Below are 20,323 nucleotides of genomic sequence, written 5' to 3' on the forward strand. Positions count from 1 at the left end.
CGTCGGTGAAGCGTGCGTAGCCGGATACGGGAGTTGCATACACTTCGTGGACGCAATTCCACACAGGAATCCCCCTAGGGTCAACTCAGGATTCACCCTGCCTGCCGAAAATATTTTTTGAGCGCCGTGACGTTGCCTGAAAATGACGGCAGTTCGCCGAAAAAGCCAAGCCTGACAATAAGATGAACAAATGTCGATTAGCTGTCATTGCGCAATCATTGCGCAGTCATCGTGCTGTCATTAGCCGGGTTCACGCATAAATCTCTGCATAACTTACAAGAATCTGATATTTTTCGGATGAGATTCTTGGCCGGTCTTGCAAGAAAGCTATTGCGTTTGTTTCTGTCTGCGCCGTTCAATGGGCGTTGGTTGATGTCCCCGCGGGGCAACGTGTAGTGCAGCGACGCACCGGGCCAGGGTTCCGTCTTTGTTGTTAATCCCCGGTCTGTTTCGTCTTTCGCTGCCACGTGCTGGCGGGAGGGGGCCCGGACATTCTCGGAACGCCATGTCGCTGATCCTGATCCTCGCTCTGCCGTTTGCCGGCAGCCTGTGCGCCGCGCTGCTGCCATCCAACGCTCGCAATGCCGAGGCGTGGCTGGCCGGCCTCATCGCGCTGGCCTGTGTGGTTCTGATTGCCAGTCTGTACCCGGAAGTCGCCAACGGCGGCGTGATCCGGGCGGACATGCCCTGGGCGCCCGCCCTGGGCCTGCAATTCACCCTGCGCATGGATGGTTACGCGTGGCTGTTTGCGCTGATCGTCTCCGGCATGGGCGCGCTGGTGGTGCTGTACGCGCGCTACTACATGTCGCCGGAAGACCCGGTGCCGCGCTTCTTCTCTTTCTTCCAGGCCTTCATGGCCGCCATGCTGGGCGTGGTGCTGTCCGGCAACCTGATCCAGCTGGTGTTGTTCTGGGAAATGACCAGCCTGGCGTCGTTCATGCTGATCGCCTACTGGCACCATCGCCTGGACGCCCGCCGCGGCGCGCGCATGGCGTTGACGGTAACGGGTGCGGGCGGGCTCTGCCTGCTGGCGGGCGTGCTGATCCTGGGCCATATCGTGGGCAGCTACGACATGGATCGCGTGCTGGCCTCGGGCGATCTTGTGCGCGCCGACCCCTGGTATCCCGCCGTGCTGGTGCTGGTGGCGCTGGGCGCGCTGACCAAAAGCGCGCAGTTCCCATTCCATTTCTGGCTGCCCAACGCCATGGCGGCCCCCACGCCGGTGTCGGCCTACCTGCACTCGGCCACCATGGTGAAGGCTGGTGTGTTCCTGCTGGCGCGGTTCTGGCCGGTGTTGGCAGGCACGGATCAATGGTTCTGGATCATTGGTGGCGCCGGGCTGATCACCCTGGTGCTGGGCGCGTACGCCGCCATCTTCCAGCAGGACATGAAGGGCGTGCTGGCGTATTCCACGATCAGCCATCTGGGCCTGATCACGCTGCTATTGGGCTTGAACAGCGAGCTTGCGCTGGTGGCCGCCATTTTCCACATGATCAACCACGCCACCTTCAAGGCGTCGCTGTTCATGGCGGCGGGTGTGGTCGACCACGAAACCGGCACGCGCGACCTGAGCCGTTTGTCAGGGCTCTATAAAGCCATGCCCATCACCGCCACCTTGGCGATGGTGGCGGCGGCGTCCATGGCGGGGGTGCCGTTGCTGAACGGCTTCCTGTCCAAGGAAATGTTCTTCGCCGAAACCACCTTTGTCAGCGGCGACCGCTTTACCGAAATCGGCCTGCCGCTGATGGCGACCATCGCCGGCGCGTTCAGCGTGGCCTATTCGCTGCGCTTCATTCTGCAAGTCTTCTTCGGCCCGCCGGCCACCGACCTGCCGCGCGCCCCGCACGAGCCGCCGCGCTGGATGCTGTTCCCCAGCGCATTGCTGGTGTTCATGTGCTTGCTGGTGGGCGTGTTGCCTGGCCTGACGGTCGGCCCGTTCCTGGCGACCGCCGCGCGCAGCATTCTGGGCGAGAACATGCCCGAATACAGCCTGGCCGTGTGGCACGGGGTGAATCTGCCGCTGGTGATGAGCATGGTCGCAACCGCTGCGGGCGTGCTGCTGTATCTGGCGTTGCGGGCGCATCAGCGCGCGAACCCCGGCCGCGTGCCGTTCATCTATCGCCTAGATGGCCGGCGCACGTTTGAGGCCTTGCTGGACGGCTCCAGCGTAGCTGCTGCCTGGCTGCTGCGCTGGGTGTCATCCACGCGCCTGCAAGTGCAGATGCTGCTGATTGTGCTGGGGACCTTGTTCGTGGCCTGGCTGCCGCTGCGCGGGGGCGGCTGGCTGGACGGCACCGAACGCATGTCGGCCATCGACCCGGCGTTTGCGCTGATGTGGGTGGTGGGCGCGGCCTGCGCGCTGGGCGCCGCCTATCAGGCCAAATACCACCGTCTGGCGTCGCTGGCCCTGGCCGGTGGGGCGGGGCTGATCACCTGCCTGACCTTCGTCTGGTTCTCGGCGCCTGACCTGGCGTTGACCCAGTTGTCGGTGGAAGTCGTCACGGTGGTGCTGTTGCTGCTGGGCCTGCGCTGGTTGCCCCGCCGTATTGAACAGGACGACGAAGAAACTCTGAAGGCCACGTTGCGCGCCCGCGGCCGCCGCCTGCGCGACCTGTTAATGGCCACGGCCGCCGGCACGGGCATGGCGGCCTTGGCCTACGCCGTGCTGGTGCGCCCGCAAGGCGAGACCATTTCGTCCTACTTTGTGGACCGCGCGCTGCCTGATGGCGGCGGCACCAACGTGGTGAACGTGATTCTGGTGGACTTCCGCGGCTTCGATACCTTTGGCGAAATCACGGTGCTGGGCATCGTGGCGCTGACGGTCTACGCGCTGCTGCGCCGCTTCCGTCCGGCCGCCGAAAGCGCCGACCTGCCGCGCCAGCAGAAGGAACAGGATGGCGGCGTGCCGGCCGCGCCCGATATCAAGTCGGTCGTGCCGACGGGTTCGATGATGGTGCCGACGGTGCTGGTGCGCCTGTTGCTGCCTACCTCGGCGCTGATCTCGGTCTACTTCCTGCTGCGTGGCCATAACCAGCCGGGCGGCGGTTTTGTGGGCGGCCTGATCTTCGCCACCTCCGTCATCCTGCAATACATGGTGGGCGGCGTGTACTGGGTGGAGTCGCGCAGCCGCCTCAACCCGCAGAACTGGATCGGCCTGGGCTTGCTGGCGGCAGGCGCCGCCGCGGTCACGGCGTGGCTGGCATACAAGCCGTTCCTGGCCGCGCTGGCCTGGGATGTGGCGCTGCCAGTGATCGGCCATATTCATTTGTCCAGCGTGCTGCTGTTCGACCTGGGTGTGTACATGCTGGTCGTTGGCTCCACCGTGCTGGTGCTGGTGGCGCTGGCTCACCAATCGCTGCGCGCGCAACGCAAGGCCGCCGCCGAAATGCAAGCGGCCGCCGCACAAACAGGGGAAGCCTGATGGAATTGATTTATGCCATTGCGATCGGCGTGTTGGCGGGTTCGGGCGTCTGGCTGCTGCTGCGCCCGCGCACCTTCCAATTCATCATGGGGCTGTCGCTGGTGTCCTACGCGGTGAACCTGTTCATTTTCGGTATGGGCCGCCTTACCTCGGGCCGCCCGCCGGTGCTGGACCCCGCCGCGGCGCATGACCCTTCCTGGTACGCCGACCCCTTGCCGCAAGCCTTGGTGCTGACGGCAATTGTGATCGGCTTCGCCACCACCGCGTTGTTCCTGGTTGTTCTGCTGGCCTCTCGCGGCCTTACGGGTACCGACCACGTTGATGGACGGGAGTCCCAATCTTGAGTTTCTGGCTTCAACACCTTCCCATTCTGCCGATCATCACGCCGCTCGTTGCGGGCGCGGTGATGCTGTTGCTGGCCGATACCAGCCGCTACACGCGGGGCGCCATTTCAATGGTTGCGACCTTGGCGCAACTGGCGGCCGCCATCGCCTTGCTGGTGGTGGCGGGCGGCGGCGTGCCGGATGTCTGGCCAACCGGGGTAGGGGTCTACCTGGTGGGCGACTGGCCGGCTCCCTTCGGCATCGTGCTGGTCGTCGACCGCCTGGCCGCCGTCATGCTGACGCTGACCGCCGTGCTGGGCCTGGCCACGCTGACCTACGCGCTGGCCCGCTGGGACCGCGCGGGCGTTCACTTCCATTCACTGTTCCAGTTCCTGTTGATGGGCTTGAATGGCGCCTTCCTGACCGGCGACCTCTTCAACCTGTTCGTGTTCTTCGAAGTGCTGCTGGCCGCCTCCTATGGCTTGCTGCTGCATGGCTCGGGGGTTGCGCGCGTCAGCGCCGGCTTGCAATACATCGCCGTGAACCTCGTGGCGTCGTTCCTGCTGCTGATCAGCATTGCGCTCATCTACGGTGTCACCGGCACCTTGAACATGGCTGACCTGGCCCTGCGCGCGGGCAATCTGGCAGGCCCCGACCGCATGCTGTTCGAAGCCGGCGCAGCCATTCTGGGCGTGGCCTTCCTGGTGAAGGCGGGCGCGTGGCCGCTGAACTTCTGGCTGGTCAAGGGCTACGGTTCGGCCGGCGCGCCCATTGCGGCCATGTTCTCCATCATGACCAAGGTCGGCATCTATGCGCTCTTGCGCATCGGCTCGCTGTTGCTGCCTTCGGGAGCGCCCGCGGCCTTCAGCCTGGACTGGATGTTCGCAGCGGGCCTGGCCACGCTGCTGTTCGGCGCGCTGGGCTTGCTGGCCACGCAGCAGCTGGAGAAGATGGTGGGCTACTGCGTCATCGTCTCGGCTGGCACGCTGCTCACAGCGCTGGGCATGCCGGGCGTCACCTTGACCGGCCCGGCGCTGTTCTACCTGATCAGTTCCGTGCTGACCACGGGCGCGTTCTTCATGCTGGCTGAACTCATCGAACGCACGCGCAGCTTTGGCGCGAACGTGCTGGCGGTGACGCTCGACGCCTTCGACCTGGACGACCCGGCCTCGGTCAACCGCTCCGACGACGTGGTGGGCGTGGCCATTCCGGCGGCCATGGCCTTCCTGGGGCTGGCCTTCATTTGCTGCGCCTTGCTGGTGACGGGCTTGCCGCCCTTGTCCGGTTTTGTGGCCAAGTTCTCGCTGTTGTCGGCGGCCGTGTCCGCCGCCACGGAATCCGCGCCGCCGATGGACGCGTGGATTCTGGTGGCCGCCGTGCTCGTGTCGGGCCTGGCGGGGCTGATTGGGCTGGGCCGCACGGGCATCCGCGTGTTCTGGGCCAGCGACGATCGCAGCACGCCGCGCCTGCGCGTGATCGAAGCGGGGCCGGTGGCCGTGCTGCTGTTGTTGTGCGTGGGCTTGGCGGCGGGTGCAGGCCCGGTGTCGGCCTATCTGGACGACGCAGCGCGCTCGCTGGATCAACCCAAGTCTTATATTGATGCCGTCATGTCCGCGCAGACCGTGCGCGGCGCGCAAGGAGGAAGCTGATGCGCCGCCTTTACTTCCTTTTCCTGCCGGTATTCCTGTTCGTCCTGTGGCTGGTGCTGAACGAAAGCCTGTCCGCCGGGCAGGTCGCGCTGGGCGCAGCGTTGGCGCTGTGGTTCACCTGGGCGGCATCCCGGCTGCGTCCGCTGCATGGGCGTCCGCACCGGCTCTGGAAGGCCGTGCCGCTGTTCCTGCACGTGACGGTCGACATCATCAAGTCGAACATTGCCGTAGGCAAACTGATCCTGAACCCCCGGCGCAATGATTTTTCGCCTGGCTTCATCATGATCCCGCTGACGATGCGCGACCCGCACGGCCTGGCGATGCTGGCCTGCATCGTCACCTATACCCCTGGCACGGTCTGGGTGGACCTGACGCCCGACCACAGCCTGAAGCTGCACGTGCTTGACCTTCAGAACGAAGACGACTGGGTCAAGCTGGTGCAGGAGCGCTACGAGCGCCCGTTGATGGAGATGTTTGAATGACTATGAACACCGCACTGTATTGGGCGGCGTCCTTCGCCCTGGTGTGTTTCGCGCTGGGCATGGTGTTTGCCGCGATCCGCCTGCTGCGCGGACCCACCGCGCAGGACCGCGTGCTGGCGCTGGACACGCTGTATATCAACGGCATGCTGACCATGCTGGTCTTCGGCATCCGCTCGGGTTCGTCGCTGTATTTCGACATCGCGCTGCTGATCGCCTTGTTCGGCTTCGTCGGTTCCACCGCCATGGCGCGCTTCCTGCTGCGCGGCGAGGTCATCGAGCCATGATCGAGGCCACCATCCCCCTGTGGGCCGGCATTCCCGCCTGCATCCTGCTGGTGCTGGGCGGCCTGCTGGCGCTGACCGGTTCGGCCGGCCTGCTGCGCTTTCGCTCGTTTTACGCCCGCATCCACGCGCCCACCTTGGGCAACACGCTGGGTTGCGGCTGCGTGCTGGCGGCATCGATCCTGGTGTTCTCGGCCTTGTCCGCGCGGCCCGTATTTCACGAAGTGATCATCACGCTGCTGCTGGTGGTGTCGTCGCCGGTGACGGCAATGCTGCTGATGCGCGCCGCCACCTACCGCAAGCGCCTGACCAAGGCCGACGCCGATCTCGACGCCCGCTAGCACTGGTAACAAGCGCCACGGCTTGTGAACGGCTCATGCCGTGCTGCGCTGCGGCAATCAACGCAACAGGGGCCAACCGCCCCTGTTTTTTCGTCAGGATCGCCTTCCGGGATCTGGCCTGCGCGCATCCGATGTTTGATACGTCAACTTACGAATTCACGTTGCTGGACATGTCCCCGACGCGGCATCGTGGGATAGTGGATTCCAAGCAAGCGGCGTGACCGCTGTCGGGTCATCGCCGTTTTCGGTTCAATTCTTAAAGGAGCTGGCCATGAACAAACGACCCATGCATACCAAACGCCTTGCGGCATCCCTTTGCGCGGCGGGCTTGATGATGGCCGCGGGAGCGGTCCACGCGGCAGATGCGATCGGCCGCGCCGGCATCCAGTCCCAGTACGAGCAGGATGTGGCCAAGTGCAAGAGCGGCCAGACCAACCAGGACCGCGCAACCTGCATGCGCGAAGCCGGCGCGGCGCGCGATGAGGCCAATCGCCAGAACCTGAAGGATGGCACCACGGACCAGCATCAGCAGAACATGGTTGACCGCTGCAACCGCCTGCCCGCGGAATCGCGTCAAGACTGCCTGACCCAGATGTCGTCGCCCACCAACGTGCGCGGCAGCGTGCAGGGTGGGGGCGTGCTGCGCGAAACCGTGATCCAGGTGCCGGCGGGCAGCGTGCCGCCTCCGGCCCCCGGCATGGCGCCTCCGCCTCCCGCCCCGGGCTCGGTGCCCGCCGCCGGCACGATGAACGCGCCGATGCGTCAGTAATCGGCAAGGGCGCACGGCCACGGGCTTAACGTGGCCGTACGCAGGCACCGCGCACAGCCGCCACCACATTCAGGCAAAATGGCGGCTGTGCGCTTTTTTGCGCCCTCTGTTTGCGTCACCCGCGCGTGCCGTTTCGTTTCCACTCGCCCTTATCCCCCAATTCCATGTCCGACGTCATCGCCCTGATTTTCGACTTCGACGACACGCTGGCGTCTGACAGCACGTCGGGTTTTCTCGAAAGCATCGGGGTGGACACGGCCTCGTTCTGGAAAGACGAGGTGGACCCCTTGCTGTCGCAGCAAGACTGGGACCCCGTGCCCGCCTATCTGTACAAGATGATTCAGCTGTCGCAGGCCGGCACCCACGGCCTGATCACGCAGCAGCGCTTGAAAGAGTGGGGCGCGCGGCTGGACTTGCATGACGGCGTGCCAACCTTGTTCCAGCGTTTGCGCGCGGCCGTGCGCGCCGAACAGCCGCAAGTGCAGCTTGAGTTCTATCTGATCTCAAGCGGCATTGGCGACGTGGTGCGCTCCACGCCCATCGCGCATGAATTCACCGAGATCTGGGCGTCTGAATTTGTCTACGGCGAAGACGGCGGCATCACGTTCCCGCGCCGTATCGTCAGCTTCACCGACAAGACGCGCTACCTGTTCCACATTCAGAAAGGCATCATCGGCCGCGACTTCCGCAACAAGCCCTTCGAGGTCAACCGCAAGGTGCCCGAAGACCGCTTGCGCGTCCCGTTCGACCAGATGGTGTTCGTGGGCGACGGCTATACCGACATCCCGTGCTTCTCGCTGATCCGCCGCGCAGGCGGTTTCGCGTTCGGCGTCTGGGACCCGAAGCATCGCGACAAGCGCAGCCGCGCCTGGGGCTTCATCGAAGAAGGGCGGGTGTCGAACCTGAACCAGGCCCGCTACGACGAAGAAGCCGAGCTTTACCAATGGCTGGAAGAGGCCGTGACCAGCCTGGCCGGCCGCATCGCCCTGAAATCGCGGGTGTACCGTGGTTGAAGCCGGCGTCACCGCCGCCAGCGCCGCTACCGCCGCTAGCGCCACCAGCGCCGCCGCGTTTTCGCCCTGGACTGAAGAAGACGCCCGCTACATCCGTTTGGCCCTGGAAGAAGCGCAGGCCGCTTATGACATCGGCGAAGTGCCGGTGGGCGCGCTGGTCGTGTCGGCCAAGGGCGAGATCCTGGGGCGTGGCTATAACCGCACCATCATCGACCACGACCCCACCGCGCACGCCGAGATCGTCGCCTTGCGCAACGCGGCGCGCCAGCTGGAAAACTACCGTCTGCCCGGCATCACCGTGTACGTCACGCTGGAGCCTTGCGTCATGTGCATCGGCGCCATGCTGCATGCGCGGCTTGCGCGCGTCGTGTTCGGCGCCTACGACCCGAAGACCGGCGCGTGCGGCAGCGTGCTGGACGTGGGCGCGGTCCCGAAACTCAATCATCACACTTCAGTCACCGGCGGCGTGCTGGCGGAACCCTGCGGCGACCTGCTGCGCCGGTTCTTCCGCGAACGCCGCGCCAAGGAATCCATCGCATGAGCACCCCTAAGCATGACCACGATCACGGCCCCGCCTGCGGCGATGATTGTGGGCATGACCACAGCCATGATCACGCCCACTCGCTGCCGGACGCGCGTGGCATCTACCTGATCTCGCCGTCTTCGGCTGTGCGCGACCCGGCCACCGTGGAGCTGGCGCGCGAACGCTTGCAGCAGCAAGGCTTCAAGACCGCGCTGGACCGTACCGCCTTTGCCGAGCATCAGCGCTTTGCCGGCACGGACGCCCAGCGTCTGGCCAGCCTGACGCGCGCCGCCAAGCAGAAGCTGCCGATCGTCATGGTGACGCGCGGCGGCTACGGCATGGGCCGTCTGCTGGACCAGATCGACTGGAAGGCCATGGCCGACAGCGGTAAGCGCTTCGTGGGCTTGAGCGACTTCACCGCCTTCAACCTGGGCCTGTTGGCCAAAACCGGCGCGGTCAGCTATACCGGTGCGACGGCCGTGGCGGACTTCGGCGGCAAAAAGGTCGACGACCTGACCGAAGCGCTGTTCGGTGAAGTCATGCGCGGCGAACTGGAAATCCTGAGTTTCGAAACGCAAGACGCCGACGCCGTCGACGCCCGCGGCATTCTGTGGGGCGGCAACCTGGCGATGGTGGCCTCGCTGATCGGTACGCCCTACATGCCGAAGATTCGCGGCGGCATCCTGTTCCTGGAAGACGTGGCCGAACATCCGTACCGCGTCGAACGCATGCTGATCCAGCTGTGGCAGGCGGGCATTCTGGCCAAACAAAAGGCCATCGTGCTGGGCCGTTTCACCGATTACAAGCTGGCGCCGCACGATAAGGGCTACGACCTGCATGAAGCGGTGGCGTGGCTGCGCAAGACGGTCAAGGTGCCGGTCATCACCGGTTTGCCTTACGGCCACGTGGCCACCAAAGCCACCTTGCCGATCGGGCAGAAGGTGGGCATCGCCACCGAAAAGGGCCTGGCGCATCTGGTGCTGGACGAACACCACCACTGACCGCCGTCGCCAGCGTCACCCTTACGGGTCCCGCGCAAGCCGGACCCGTAAAGTCATTTGCTACACTATCGGGTTTCCTCGCATGCGTCTTCGGACGCCTACAGACTCAAATACACCGTGATATCCACAGCCAATCTCACCATCCAGTTCGGTCCCAAGCCCCTTTTCGAGAACGTCAGCGTCAAGTTCGGGGAAGGCAACCGGTACGGGCTGATCGGGGCCAATGGGTCCGGTAAGTCTACGTTCATGAAGATCATCGGCGGCGACCTTGAGCCGTCCGGTGGCAACGTGTCGCTGGAGCCGGGCGTGCGCCTGGGCAAGCTGCGCCAGGACCAATTCGCGTTTGAAGACCTGCGCGTGCTGGACGTCGTCATGATGGGCCACACGGAAATGTGGGCCGCCATGTCCGAGCGCGACGCGATCTACGCGAACCCGGAAGCCACCGAAGACGACTACATGCGCGCGGCCGACCTGGAAGCCAAGTTCGCCGAGTACGACGGCTACACCGCCGAAGCGCGCGCCGGCGAACTGCTGCTGGGCCTGGAAATCGCCGTTGATCAGCACAACCTGCCGATGCGCGAAGTGGCCCCGGGCTGGAAGCTGCGCGTGCTGCTGGCGCAAGCGCTGTTCTCGAACCCCGACGTCCTGCTGCTGGACGAGCCCACCAACAACCTGGATATCAACACCATCCGCTGGTTGGAAAACGTGCTCAACGGCTACCAGAGCACGATGATCATCATCAGCCACGACCGCCACTTCCTGAACCAGGTGTGCACGCACATGGCTGACGTGGACTACGGCGAAATCCGCATTTACGCGGGCAACTACGACGACTACATGCTGGCCTCGACCCAGGCCCGCGAACGCCTGGTGTCCAACAACGCCAAGGCCAAGGAACGCGTCGCCGAACTGCAAGACTTCGTGCGCCGCTTCGCCGCCAACAAGTCGAAGTCGCGCCAGGCGACCTCGCGCTTGAAGCAGATTGACCGCATCAAGGCCGACCAGGTCGTGGTCAAGCCGTCGTCGCGCCAGAACCCGTACATCCGTTTCGAGCAGAACAAGGTCATGCACCGTCTGGCCGTCACGGTTGAAAACCTGACCAAGGCCTACGACGCGCCCGTCATCACCAAGTTCTCGGCCATGGTCGATGCGGGTGAAAAGATCGCCATCATCGGCGCGAACGGCGTGGGTAAGACCACCTTGCTGCGCCTGCTGGCTACCGAATTGCAGCCGGATTCCGGCTCGGTGAAATGGTCCGACAACGCCGACCTGGGCTACATGGCGCAGGACGTGTCCGACCAATTCCTGCAAACCGACATCAACCTGCTGGACTGGATGGGCGACCACCGCCAGCCGGGTGACGATGACCAGTCGATCCGTTCGGTGCTGGGCCGCCTGCTGTTCTCGGCAGACGATCTGCCCAAGGCCCCCAAGGTGCTGTCGGGCGGCGAAAAGAACCGCATGACCTTCGGCCGCCTGATGCTGGGCCGGCACAACGTCATGCTGCTCGACGAGCCCACCAACCACTTGGACATGGAATCGATCGAATCGCTGCAATTCGCACTGGAAAAGTACGAAGGCACGCTGGTGTTCGTGTCGCATGACCGCGAATTCGTGAACGGCCTGGCGACGCGCGTGATCGAAATCCTGCCGACTGGCGAGATCATCGACTACCGCGGCGGCTACGAAGACTACCTGGAATCGCGCGGCATCGAAGCCTGATGATTGCCGCCTGATGTGTTCCAACACGGCGCGTCCCTTCGGGGCGCGCCGTGTTGTTTTCAGCCCGCCGATGTTCAGCCCGCTGCAATATTGATTGCGCTATCATCGGGTTTACCCTGAACCGTTCGGTCAGGTATTTTCCCCGCCTTCCATGTCTCCCACACCGCATATCGCGCCCGACGGCGCGCAGATCAGCACGTTCACGCTGACCGCCCGCATTGTTTCCATCGCGTTCTTCACGTTCATCTGCTATCTGGCCATTGGCTTGCCGCTGGCGGTGTTGCCGGGCTACGTGCACGACAAGCTGGGCTATGGCACCGTGCTTGCGGGCTTGGCGATCAGCGTGCAGTACGTGGCGACCTTGCTCAGCCGTTCGCACGCAGGCCGCATGGCCGACACGGTGGGCCCTAAGCAGACGGTCGTGATCGGCATGGTGGCCTGCGCGGCCAGCGGCGTGTTCCTGCTGCTGGCCTATGCGTTTGAACGCAGCGCCTGGCTGAGCCTGGCCGCCATTATCGTCAGCCGGCTGGCGCTGGGCTTTGGCGAAAGCTGGGTGGGAACTGGGTCAGCGACCTGGGCCATTGCCCGCGTCGGCCCGCTGCATACCGCACGCGTCATTTCATGGAACGGCATCTGCACCTACGGCGGGTTGGCGCTGGGCGCGCCGCTGGGCGTGCAGCTGGAAAAGGAATGGAGCATGGGCGCGCTGGGCGGCGCGGTGCTGCTGCTTGGGCTGGCGGGCTTGGGCTTGGCGGTGTCGCGCGCGGCGGTCGCTATCGTGGGCGGCCATCGCATGGCGTTCAAGAGCGTGGTGCTGCGCGTCTTCCCGCACGGGATGGCGCTGGGACTGGGTTCCGTGGGCTTCGGCACGCTGGCGGCGTTCGTGGCGCTGTATTACACCAGCATGACCTGGGAGGGCGCGGCGCACGCGCTCAGCGCATTCGGCTGCGCCTTCATTGGCGTGCGTCTGCTGTTCGCGGGCACCATCACGCGCTTTGGCGGCTTCCGCGTGGCGCAGGTGTCGTTCCTGGTTGAGGCGGCAGGTTTGCTGCTGCTGTGGCTCGCGCCCAATCCCACGGCCGCGCTGCTGGGCGCAGCGCTCACGGGCTGCGGCTTTGCGCTGGTCTTCCCGGCGATCGGCGTGGAAGCGGTGGCGCGGGTGCCAGCCGGCAGCCGTGGCGCGGCGCTGGGCGCGTATTCCGCGTTCCTGGACTTGGCGCTGGGGGTGACCGGCCCCGTCGCCGGGTACATTTCCAACGGCTATGGCTATCCGTCCATCTTCCTGTCCGCCGCACTGGCAGTGCTGATCGGCTTCATGATCGCGTTTGGCTTGCAGCGGCACGCCAATCGGCAAGCGGCGCAGGCTTCAACGCGGGCCACCGCAGGGTGATCGTGGCGCCCTGGGCGGGGTGGGCCAGCCGCGCTTGCGTATCAGCTGGATATAACCTGAAGCTTTAAAGACATTCAATATTGATCGTTTGAATTCATATAACGAATTGTTAGATTTAGGCCTCGTCTCCACGCGCGCCCACGATTCGTTCCATGAACCTGACCTTCGACCACGTCCACAAACACTTCGGCGACCTGCCCGTTGTGGATGGCTTTACCAGCGAAATCAAGACCGGTGAATTGGTCGCCCTGGTAGGCCCGTCGGGCTGCGGCAAATCCACGCTGCTGCATCTGGCGGCCGGCCTGGAAAAGCCCACGCAAGGTAGCGTGCTGGCCGACGGCCAAGCCGTGGCCGGCCCGCACCCTAGCCGCACGCTGGTGTTTCAGGAACACGCGCTGTATCCGTGGCTGACCCTGGAAGACAACGTGGCGTTGGCGCTGGAATTCCAGAACACCCCCAAGAAGCGCGCTCGCGAGGCCGCCCGCCACTGGCTGGCGCGTGTCAGCCTGGGCGGCTTCGAACACTATTATCCGCACCAGGTGTCCGGCGGCATGCGCCAACGCGCCGCTTTGGCCCGCGCTTTCATCGCGCAGCCCAAGACGATGCTGATGGACGAACCCTTCGGTGCGCTGGATGCGCTGACTCGCCTGAGTCTGCAAGACGTGCTGCGCCAACTGATCGCCCAGGAAAAGCCTACCGTGCTGCTCGTCACGCACGATGTGGATGAAGCCTTGTTCCTGGCCGACCGCATCGTGGTCTTCAGCCCGCGCCCGGCGCGCGTGCTGCGTGAATTCAATCTGGCGCATCGCGAAAAAACGCACGACCTGTCGGACCTGGCGGCTGAAAAGCGCGAGATCCTGCGTTTGCTCGGCATCGCGGTCGATGGTTCGCAAGCCCATTCCGATCTGGCCCTGGCAGCCTGATTCACCTCTCTCATTTGTGGCGGCGCTGCGCCGCTGCCGACCTTGAATTCCCTGGAGCTCCCTCTCATGAAATTGAAGCAATGGCTGTCTCTGCCGCTGGCGGCTGCGCTGCTGGCCGCGGCCCCCGCAATGGCTGCCGAAAAATTCCGCGTGGGCTATCTGCGCGTCATGGACGATGCGCAAGCGATCGTGGCGCAAGAGGGCGGCTACTACAAAAAGGCGGGCCTGGATTCTGAACTGATCGAATTCAAGTCGGGCACCGATCTGATCAAGGCGATTGTCGGCGGCCAGCTCGACATCGGCGTGCTGGGCTTCACCAACGCGGTGGCCTGGGCATCGAAGGGCGCTGACCTGAAAGTGGTGGGCGGCGCGCAGCAGGGCTATCACTCGCTGATCGTGCGTGACGATTCCGGCATCAAAGACATCGCCGGCCTGAAGGGCAAGACGCTGGCCTCGCAAGCCGAAGGCAGCACGGCCGACGTCGTGTTGAAGGGCGTGGTGCTCAAGCAAGGCAACCTGGGCGCGGACGACGTCAACGTCATGGGCGTAAGCCCGGCCGTGGCGGTGCAATCGCTGGTGGGCAAGCGCGTGGACGCGGCCTTCCTGTTCGAGCCCTATGACCGCATCGCGCAGCTGGTGGCGCCGGTCAAACAAATCTACGAAGTGGGCCAGGCCTGGCCGTTCCCGTGCATGGTCGTGATCACGTCGGGTGAAACGCTGGCCAAGCGCAAGGATGATGTCTGGAAGGCGCTGGATGCGCAGAACCAGGCCATCACGCTGCTGCAAAAGGAACCGGCGCAAGCGTCCAAGCTAATCGCGTCGTACTTCATTGCCGAGCCCACGCTGAAGACGCTGACCCGTGGCGAACTGCCGCGCGAAACGGTCATTGCCGAAGCCATCAGCACGCAAGTGTTCACGCCCAAGCTCACGCAGAAAGACACCGCGCGCATGCAGGAAATTGCCGACATCCTGCAAGCCCAGGGTTCGCTGAAGACGCGCGACGGCAAGCCGTATGACGTGTCCAGCATCGTTGACCTGTCCTGGCAAGAGGCGCGCAAACTTTGAGCTCGTCTACCCGAGTGACCGGCGCCCGCAAGCATTTTGCGGGCGTTTTGGGCGTCCTGTTCATTCTTGCGTTGTGGCAGCTGGCGGCGTTCGCGCTGCCTGATTTCCTGATGCCGGGCGTGCCTGCGGTGGTCGAACGCTTGTTCGAAGACCTGGGCAAGCAGTCGTTCCATCAAAGCCTGATGGGTACTTTGGGCCGCCTGGGCGCGGGCTACGGCTTGGCGCTGGCGGCGGGCATTGGCTTCGGTCTGGTGGCCGCGGTGCTGTTCTTCTTTCGCGAAGTGCTGCGCAGCGCGATCGTCATCTTGCAATCGATTCCGTCGATTGCGTGGGTGCCGCTGTTCCTGATCGTGATGGGCTTCGGCAATACGCCGATTATCGTGGTGGTGGCGCTGTCGGCGTTCTTCCCGGCCGCGCTCAGCGTCATGAACGCTACCGAGTCCGTGCAGCGCGTGCACGTGTCGGCCGCGCGCGTCATGGGGGCCACGCGCTGGGGGCTGGTCAAGCGCGTGTACCTGCCCGCCGTCATGCCTGAACTGATCACCGGCGCGCAACTGGCGTTTGGCAACGCGTGGCGCGCGTTGATTTCGGCCGAGATGCTGATCGGCTTCGGCAAAGGCCTGGGCCGTTCGCTGGCGTATTCAGGCGAGATCGCCGACATGACCGGCGTCATGACCAACATTCTGGTCATTGCCGTGCTGGCCGCGCTGATCGATCAGTTCGTGCTTGAAAACCTCAAGCATCGGCTGCTGCGCTACCAGTACGTGTAAGCGCCGGACACGCATCATGCGCCGCCTATCCCTAACCATGCTGACGGGATGCGCCTTGCTGACCGGCATGGCGCATGCGCAACCCGCGGGCTTTGCCGCTGCGAAAGCACGCGGTGAGCTGGTGGTGGGCGTGCCGTATCTGGCCCCGCCTCCCGTGGCGGGCGCGAAGATCCGCACGCCCGATGGGCTGGATGCCAACATGGCCGACAAGCTCGGCCAGAGCCTGGGCCTGCCGGTGCGCTTGCATCAGGTGGCCGCGGCAGACGCGGCCGCCGCCTTGTCGGCAGGGCAGGTGGATGTGGTGCTGGCGGATAGCGCCGCCGGCCAGCCGCAAGCCGTGGCAGTGCAGCCCACGGGCTACGGCACGCGCCCCAAGGCCGTTATCCGCAGCGATACGCGCTGGCGCAAGCCTTCCGATGTGCAAGGCCGCAGCGTCTGCATGGCCGAAGCGGCAACAGAGGCGCGCAAGCTCGCCGAGAGCTGGGGCGCGGTAGTGCGCACATACCGCGTGCCGTCCGATGCGCTGGTTGCGGTGCGCGAAGGCGCGTGCGATATCGGTCTGGTGGACGACACGGTTTGGGAACCGCTGGTGCGCTTTCCCGAATGGAAAAAATTCTCGTCGACCTTGGCCCCCGATGGCGTGCGGCGCGATCGCGTATGGCTGCTGCCCGCCAATGACGCCGCAGGCCGCGCCTGGCTGGCGGACGAAATGCGGGCCTGGGATCGGGCAGGCGCCTGGAAAGCCATGACGGCGAAATGGGCGCGCGACGTGGCCTTCGACGTTTATCTGGATCAGGAAGTCCCCGACTGCCACGGCTAGAGGCGCGCGTGCGCCAGCACTTACAATGCCGGGCATGACGCACACGTTGACCGCTCCTTGCTCGTATCAGGAAGACATTAAGAAAAGCCGCTTTGTCGCCTACGCTGCACCGGTGGCCACCGTAGACGAGGCGATGCGATTCTTTGCCGAGCGCAGCGACCCCGAAGCCACCCACAATTGCTGGGCCTACCGCATCGGGCAGGAATACCGGTTCAACGATGATGGTGAGCCCGGCGGCACGGCCGGCCGTCCCATTCTGCAAGCCATCGAAGGGCAGGACATGGACCGCGTGGCGGTGCTGGTCGTGCGTTGGTATGGCGGCATCAAGCTGGGGGCAGGAGGGCTGGTGCGCGCCTATGGCGGCTGCGCCGCGAATTGCCTGCGTCTGGGCGAACGCACCGAAATCGTGGACCTGGCCACCGTCACCTGCACGTGCGGCTTTGCGGAGCTGGCGCTGCTGAAGTCGCGGCTGGCGCAGGCGGGCGCGGTGGTGCAGCAGGAAGATTTCAATGAAGAGGGCGTGGCGCTGTGCTTCGTGGTGCCGCGCACCGCGGTAAGTGACCTGGAGGTCACCGTCGCCAACATCACGCGGGGGCGCTCTGCCTGGGAACAGGTGTCGTGACCCAAGCGTATAAAAATTCCGCGCAACAATGAAAAGGGGCCCGCGGTATCGGGCCCCTAGGTTGTTTACGCGTTCTGGCTGTCTTGCGCCGCGGCGATTTCCTGGTGGACCTTTTCCATGTCCACTTCCTTGATCTTGGCGAGCAGCTCGTTCAGCTGGCCGCCCGACAAGGCGCCGGGTTGCGAGAACAGCAGGACCTTCTCACGGAAGACCATCAGCGTGGGGATCGAGCGGATACCCAGGGCGCCGGCCAATTCCTGCTCAACGTCGGTGTTCACCTTGGCGAACGTGACGTCGGTGTGCTCGGTCGCGGCTTGCTCGAACACGGGAGCAAAACCACGGCAGGGGCCACACCAGGGAGCCCAGAAGTCGACGATCAGGGTGCCGTCGGGGGTGATGGCGTCCTGGAAGCTGTCTTTGGTGAGTTCAACAATACTCATTTTGTATCCTTGCCGCGATGCACGGCGCAAAAAGGCGGTGTCAGAGATTCAGGGTGTGCCAGCCCCGGACCTGATTCGGCGACGCTTGATGTGCCACGTGCTCTGTCGTTAATAGTAGAGCCGTCGATAGCTGCGTCGCAATGGTTAGCGCTATGAAGAGCGCATTCAGCGGTGCTTTAGACCGCGGTTTTTGTAGAGACGCCGGCGTCGTTCTTCAACGACGCGACAATTTCAAAGGAGCGCAGGCGGTCGGCGATGTCGAAGAAGTCGGACACGATCATGACTTCGTCGGCTTCCGTTTCGGCCACCAGCGCTTCCAGACGGCGCTTGACGGTATCAGGGCCGCCCACGATGGCGGCGCCCAATCTTTGATTGACCGCTTCACGCTCCCATTCGTTCCACAATCCGTCCATATTCTCGACCGGCGGCTGCAGTTGCAGGCGGTGGCCGCGTACGAGCGACAGGAATTTCAGCTGCTGCGTGGTGGCTTGGCGCTGAGCGGCCTCGTCGGATTCCGCCGCCACCACCGGCACGCCGATCATGGCGTACGGGCGGGCCAGCGTGGCCGATGGCTTGAACAGATGCCGGTACAGGCGCATCGCCGCCATGCCCTCGGGCGAGAAGTGCCCCGCAAACGAGAAGGGCAGACCCAATTCGGCAGCCAGACGGGCGCTGAAATCACTGGAGCCCAGCAGCCAGATCGGAATGTCCAGGCCTTCGCCGGGAATGGCGCGCACAGGCTGGCCGGGGCGCGATGCCGCCAGGAAGCCGCGCAATTCTTCCACCAGCGCCGGGAATTCCAGGCCACTGCGCGGACCGCGGCGCAGCGCGTGCTGAGTCGCGCCGTCGCTGCCTGGCGCACGGCCAAGGCCCAGGTCGATACGGCCCGGATACAGCGTTTCCAGCGTGCCGAACTGTTCGGCAATGATCAGCGGCGCATGGTTGGGCAGCATGATGCCGCCGGACCCGACGCGCAGCGTGCTCGTATGGCCCGCCACGTGGCCAATCAGCACTGCCGTGGCGCTGGAGGCCACACCATTGATGTTGTGATGCTCGGCCAGCCAGAAGCGCTTGTAGCCCAAGCGTTCAACGTGCTGGGCCACCGCCACGGTATTGCGGAAGGCGTCAGCGGCGTCGCGGCCCTGAACAATCGGGGCCAGGTCGAGGACCGAGAACGGAATGCGGGCGAGGGCGCTCATGCGGACACCTCAGCGTGCAAGGCGTGACAGGGCGGCAAGGCGGGGGCAAATCGGGTAAGGCGCAAGGTGGACTCCATATACCGTGATACATGGGGAGTGTATCGGCGAAATCAAGCTGAACCGGCAGCAACCTTGTGGGCGGGCGGGTTGTATTGCCTGAGACTATCTTGATGATTGCCTGGGCTGATCGGCCCCGCGCGCGCAATAAAAAAGCCGCCACGGCCATGCCGGGCGGCTTGTTGTCCGTGCGGGCGGGCGCCCGTTATTCCGGGAAGAACGCGTAGCGGATCACGAAAAGCACCGCCACCAGCCACGTGGCCGGATGCACGTCGCGGACCTTGCCCGTGGCGGTTTTCAGCACGACGTAGCTGATGAAGCCAAAGGCAATGCCGTTGGCGATGGAGTACGTAAAGGGCATGACCAGCGCGGTGAGCGCGGCCGGCGTGGCTTCGGTGACTTCGTTCCAGTCGATGTCGATCAGCTCGCGCATCATCAGGCCGGCCACATAGAGCAGGGCGGGGGCGGTGGCGTAGGCCGGTACGGCGCCTGCCAGCGGCGAAATGAACAGCGCGGCCAGGAACAGCAGGGCGACGACCAGTGCGGTCATGCCGGTGCGCCCGCCTGCCTGCACGCCCGAGGCGCTTTCCACAAACGCCGTCGTGCTGCTGGTGCCCAATGCGGAGCCTGCGACGATGGCGGTGCTGTCGGCGAACAGGGCGCGGCCCAAGCGGTTGGGCTTGCCTTCCGGGACCAGGCCGGCGCGCTTGGCCACGCCCACCAGCGTGCCGGTGGCGTCGAACACTTCCACCAGCACGAACACCAGAATCACGTGGACGAAACCGCTGTGCAGCGCGCCCATGATGTCCAGCTTCAGGAACGTGGGCGCCAGGCTGGGCGGGGCCGAGAAGATACCTTTGAACTCGTTGTAGCCCATCGCCATCGACAACACCGTCACGACGATGATGCCGATCAGAATCGCACCCCGCACGCGCAGCGCGTCCAGCGACGCGATGATGAAGAAGCCCAGAATTGCGAACAGCGGGCCATGCGTGGTCAGGTTACCCAACGAGACCTTGGTGGCCGGGTGGGCAACGACGATGCCCGCGCTGGACAGCGCGATAATGGCCAGAAATAGCCCGATGCCCGCGGCAATGGCGCTTCGCAGCGAATGCGGAATGCCTTTGACGAGCCATACCCGAATGCCCGATATCGTCAGGATCAGGAAGATCACGCCCGAGATGAACACGGCGCCCAGCGCCTGTTCCCACGTGTAGCCCATGGTCTTGACCACGGTGAAGGCGAAGAACGCATTCAGGCCCATGCCCGGCGCCATGCCGATCGGCCAGTTGGCGATCAGCGCCATCACCAGCGAGCCCAGCGCGGCGGCCAGGCAGGTGGCGACGAAGACCGCGTCGCGGTCCATGCCGGTGGATGACAGGATGTCCGGGTTGACGAAGATGATGTATGACATCGTCAGGAAGGTCGTCAGACCGGCCACGATCTCGGTGCGCGCGGTCGTCCCGTGCTCACGCAGCTTGAATAGCTTCTCCAGCATTCGAGTCCCCAATG

General features: G+C 64.6%; 20 protein-coding genes. 17 read left to right on the forward strand and 3 right to left on the reverse strand.

The annotated features are described in order from the left end of the window. Window positions 1-505 precede the first annotated feature (505 nt). The 17 genes from ACFZAI_RS15255 (at window position 506) to ACFZAI_RS15335 (ending at window position 17,115) form a co-directional block, all read left to right on the forward strand. Complete coding sequence (locus ACFZAI_RS15255; RefSeq protein ID WP_391567647.1) at window positions 506-3,421, forward strand: monovalent cation/H+ antiporter subunit A; 2,916 nt, start codon at window positions 506-508, stop codon at window positions 3,419-3,421. Continuing rightward, the gene (locus ACFZAI_RS15260) at window positions 3,421-3,765 is read left to right on the forward strand and encodes a Na+/H+ antiporter subunit C (protein WP_391567648.1); all 345 of its coding nucleotides are present in this window, start codon (window positions 3,421-3,423) and stop codon (window positions 3,763-3,765) included. Before ACFZAI_RS15255 ends, ACFZAI_RS15260 begins: the two co-directional genes overlap by 1 nt. Further along, window positions 3,762-5,393, forward strand: coding sequence for a monovalent cation/H+ antiporter subunit D (locus tag ACFZAI_RS15265; protein ID WP_391567649.1), 1,632 nt, complete (start codon window positions 3,762-3,764; stop codon window positions 5,391-5,393). Before ACFZAI_RS15260 ends, ACFZAI_RS15265 begins: the two co-directional genes overlap by 4 nt. Continuing rightward, a complete protein-coding gene (locus ACFZAI_RS15270) occupies window positions 5,393-5,875 on the forward strand; it encodes a Na+/H+ antiporter subunit E (RefSeq protein WP_391567650.1) in 483 nt (160 codons plus the stop codon). Before ACFZAI_RS15265 ends, ACFZAI_RS15270 begins: the two co-directional genes overlap by 1 nt. Window positions 5,876-5,877: 2 nt before the next feature. Next, window positions 5,878-6,159, forward strand: a complete 282-nt coding sequence (locus tag ACFZAI_RS15275) for a K+/H+ antiporter subunit F (protein ID WP_054421755.1) — start codon at window positions 5,878-5,880, stop codon at window positions 6,157-6,159. Beyond that, window positions 6,156-6,497: a monovalent cation/H(+) antiporter subunit G gene (gene mnhG, locus ACFZAI_RS15280; RefSeq protein WP_054421756.1), complete on the forward strand. Its 342-nt coding sequence runs from the start codon at window positions 6,156-6,158 to the stop codon at window positions 6,495-6,497. The genes ACFZAI_RS15275 and mnhG overlap by 4 nt, the downstream gene beginning before the upstream one ends. Before the next feature lie 271 nt (window positions 6,498-6,768). Then, entirely contained in the window at window positions 6,769-7,266 is a 498-nt protein-coding gene (locus tag ACFZAI_RS15285; protein ID WP_391567651.1) for a hypothetical protein, read from the forward strand. A gap of 164 nt (window positions 7,267-7,430) precedes the next feature. Beyond that, the gene (locus tag ACFZAI_RS15290) at window positions 7,431-8,279 is read left to right on the forward strand and encodes an HAD family hydrolase (protein WP_175169048.1); all 849 of its coding nucleotides are present in this window, start codon (window positions 7,431-7,433) and stop codon (window positions 8,277-8,279) included. Window positions 8,280-8,370: 91 nt separating this feature from the next. Further along, window positions 8,371-8,820 (forward strand): tRNA adenosine(34) deaminase TadA, encoded by a 450-nt coding sequence (tadA, locus tag ACFZAI_RS15295; protein WP_054422409.1) that lies wholly within the window; start codon window positions 8,371-8,373, stop codon window positions 8,818-8,820. Beyond that, window positions 8,817-9,803, forward strand: a complete 987-nt coding sequence (locus ACFZAI_RS15300) for an LD-carboxypeptidase (protein ID WP_391567652.1) — start codon at window positions 8,817-8,819, stop codon at window positions 9,801-9,803. Before tadA ends, ACFZAI_RS15300 begins: the two co-directional genes overlap by 4 nt. A 117-nt stretch (window positions 9,804-9,920) precedes the next feature. Further along, the gene (locus ACFZAI_RS15305; protein ID WP_391567653.1) at window positions 9,921-11,525 is read left to right on the forward strand and encodes an ABC-F family ATPase; all 1,605 of its coding nucleotides are present in this window, start codon (window positions 9,921-9,923) and stop codon (window positions 11,523-11,525) included. A 151-nt stretch (window positions 11,526-11,676) separates the two neighbouring features. Beyond that, entirely contained in the window at window positions 11,677-12,915 is a 1,239-nt protein-coding gene (locus tag ACFZAI_RS15310; RefSeq protein WP_391567654.1) for an MFS transporter, read from the forward strand. A gap of 152 nt (window positions 12,916-13,067) precedes the next feature. After that, window positions 13,068-13,838, forward strand: a complete 771-nt coding sequence (locus tag ACFZAI_RS15315) for an ABC transporter ATP-binding protein (RefSeq protein WP_175169044.1) — start codon at window positions 13,068-13,070, stop codon at window positions 13,836-13,838. Window positions 13,839-13,904: 66 nt separating this feature from the next. Then, window positions 13,905-14,903 (forward strand): ABC transporter substrate-binding protein, encoded by a 999-nt coding sequence (locus ACFZAI_RS15320; RefSeq protein ID WP_391567655.1) that lies wholly within the window; start codon window positions 13,905-13,907, stop codon window positions 14,901-14,903. Next, the gene (locus ACFZAI_RS15325) at window positions 14,900-15,673 is read left to right on the forward strand and encodes an ABC transporter permease (protein ID WP_391567656.1); all 774 of its coding nucleotides are present in this window, start codon (window positions 14,900-14,902) and stop codon (window positions 15,671-15,673) included. Before ACFZAI_RS15320 ends, ACFZAI_RS15325 begins: the two co-directional genes overlap by 4 nt. Window positions 15,674-15,689: 16 nt before the next feature. Then, entirely contained in the window at window positions 15,690-16,493 is an 804-nt protein-coding gene (locus ACFZAI_RS15330) for a transporter substrate-binding domain-containing protein (protein WP_391567657.1), read from the forward strand. Window positions 16,494-16,527: 34 nt separating this feature from the next. Continuing rightward, window positions 16,528-17,115, forward strand: a complete 588-nt coding sequence (locus tag ACFZAI_RS15335) for an IMPACT family protein (protein WP_391567658.1) — start codon at window positions 16,528-16,530, stop codon at window positions 17,113-17,115. Between the two features lie 65 nt (window positions 17,116-17,180). Here the strand turns inward: ACFZAI_RS15335 and ACFZAI_RS15340 are convergent, their stop codons facing one another. The 3 genes from ACFZAI_RS15340 to ACFZAI_RS15350 all read right to left on the reverse strand — a co-directional run bounded on the left by ACFZAI_RS15340 (window position 17,181) and on the right by ACFZAI_RS15350 (window position 20,309). Then, window positions 17,181-17,555, reverse strand: a complete 375-nt coding sequence (locus tag ACFZAI_RS15340) for a co-chaperone YbbN (RefSeq protein WP_006222300.1) — start codon at window positions 17,553-17,555, stop codon at window positions 17,181-17,183. A gap of 176 nt (window positions 17,556-17,731) precedes the next feature. Continuing rightward, window positions 17,732-18,754 (reverse strand): LLM class flavin-dependent oxidoreductase, encoded by a 1,023-nt coding sequence (locus ACFZAI_RS15345; RefSeq protein WP_391567660.1) that lies wholly within the window; start codon window positions 18,752-18,754, stop codon window positions 17,732-17,734. Between the two features lie 262 nt (window positions 18,755-19,016). Then, window positions 19,017-20,309, reverse strand: a complete 1,293-nt coding sequence (locus ACFZAI_RS15350) for an NCS2 family permease (protein ID WP_054421772.1) — start codon at window positions 20,307-20,309, stop codon at window positions 19,017-19,019. Window positions 20,310-20,323: the final 14 nt, after the last annotated feature.

It is taken from the genome of Achromobacter sp. NPDC008082 (assembly GCF_042957345.1).
Classification (GTDB): Bacteria; Pseudomonadota; Gammaproteobacteria; order Burkholderiales; family Burkholderiaceae_B; genus Achromobacter; species Achromobacter kerstersii_A.

Coding starts and splice junctions, on each gene's coding strand:
- ACFZAI_RS15255 (WP_391567647.1), top strand. CDS start 506: ATGTCGCTGATCCTGATCCTCGCTCTGCCGTTTGCCGGCAGCCTGTGC.
- ACFZAI_RS15260 (WP_391567648.1), top strand. CDS start 3,421: ATGGAATTGATTTATGCCATTGCGATCGGCGTGTTGGCGGGTTCGGGC.
- ACFZAI_RS15270 (WP_391567650.1), top strand. CDS start 5,393: ATGCGCCGCCTTTACTTCCTTTTCCTGCCGGTATTCCTGTTCGTCCTG.
- ACFZAI_RS15275 (WP_054421755.1), top strand. CDS start 5,878: ATGAACACCGCACTGTATTGGGCGGCGTCCTTCGCCCTGGTGTGTTTC.
- mnhG (WP_054421756.1), top strand. CDS start 6,156: ATGATCGAGGCCACCATCCCCCTGTGGGCCGGCATTCCCGCCTGCATC.
- ACFZAI_RS15285 (WP_391567651.1), top strand. CDS start 6,769: ATGAACAAACGACCCATGCATACCAAACGCCTTGCGGCATCCCTTTGC.
- ACFZAI_RS15290 (WP_175169048.1), top strand. CDS start 7,431: ATGTCCGACGTCATCGCCCTGATTTTCGACTTCGACGACACGCTGGCG.
- ACFZAI_RS15300 (WP_391567652.1), top strand. CDS start 8,817: ATGAGCACCCCTAAGCATGACCACGATCACGGCCCCGCCTGCGGCGAT.
- ACFZAI_RS15310 (WP_391567654.1), top strand. CDS start 11,677: ATGTCTCCCACACCGCATATCGCGCCCGACGGCGCGCAGATCAGCACG.
- ACFZAI_RS15315 (WP_175169044.1), top strand. CDS start 13,068: ATGAACCTGACCTTCGACCACGTCCACAAACACTTCGGCGACCTGCCC.
- ACFZAI_RS15320 (WP_391567655.1), top strand. CDS start 13,905: ATGAAATTGAAGCAATGGCTGTCTCTGCCGCTGGCGGCTGCGCTGCTG.
- ACFZAI_RS15330 (WP_391567657.1), top strand. CDS start 15,690: ATGCGCCGCCTATCCCTAACCATGCTGACGGGATGCGCCTTGCTGACC.
- ACFZAI_RS15335 (WP_391567658.1), top strand. CDS start 16,528: ATGACGCACACGTTGACCGCTCCTTGCTCGTATCAGGAAGACATTAAG.
- ACFZAI_RS15340 (WP_006222300.1), bottom strand. CDS start 17,555: ATGAGTATTGTTGAACTCACCAAAGACAGCTTCCAGGACGCCATCACC.
- ACFZAI_RS15345 (WP_391567660.1), bottom strand. CDS start 18,754: ATGAGCGCCCTCGCCCGCATTCCGTTCTCGGTCCTCGACCTGGCCCCG.
- ACFZAI_RS15350 (WP_054421772.1), bottom strand. CDS start 20,309: ATGCTGGAGAAGCTATTCAAGCTGCGTGAGCACGGGACGACCGCGCGC.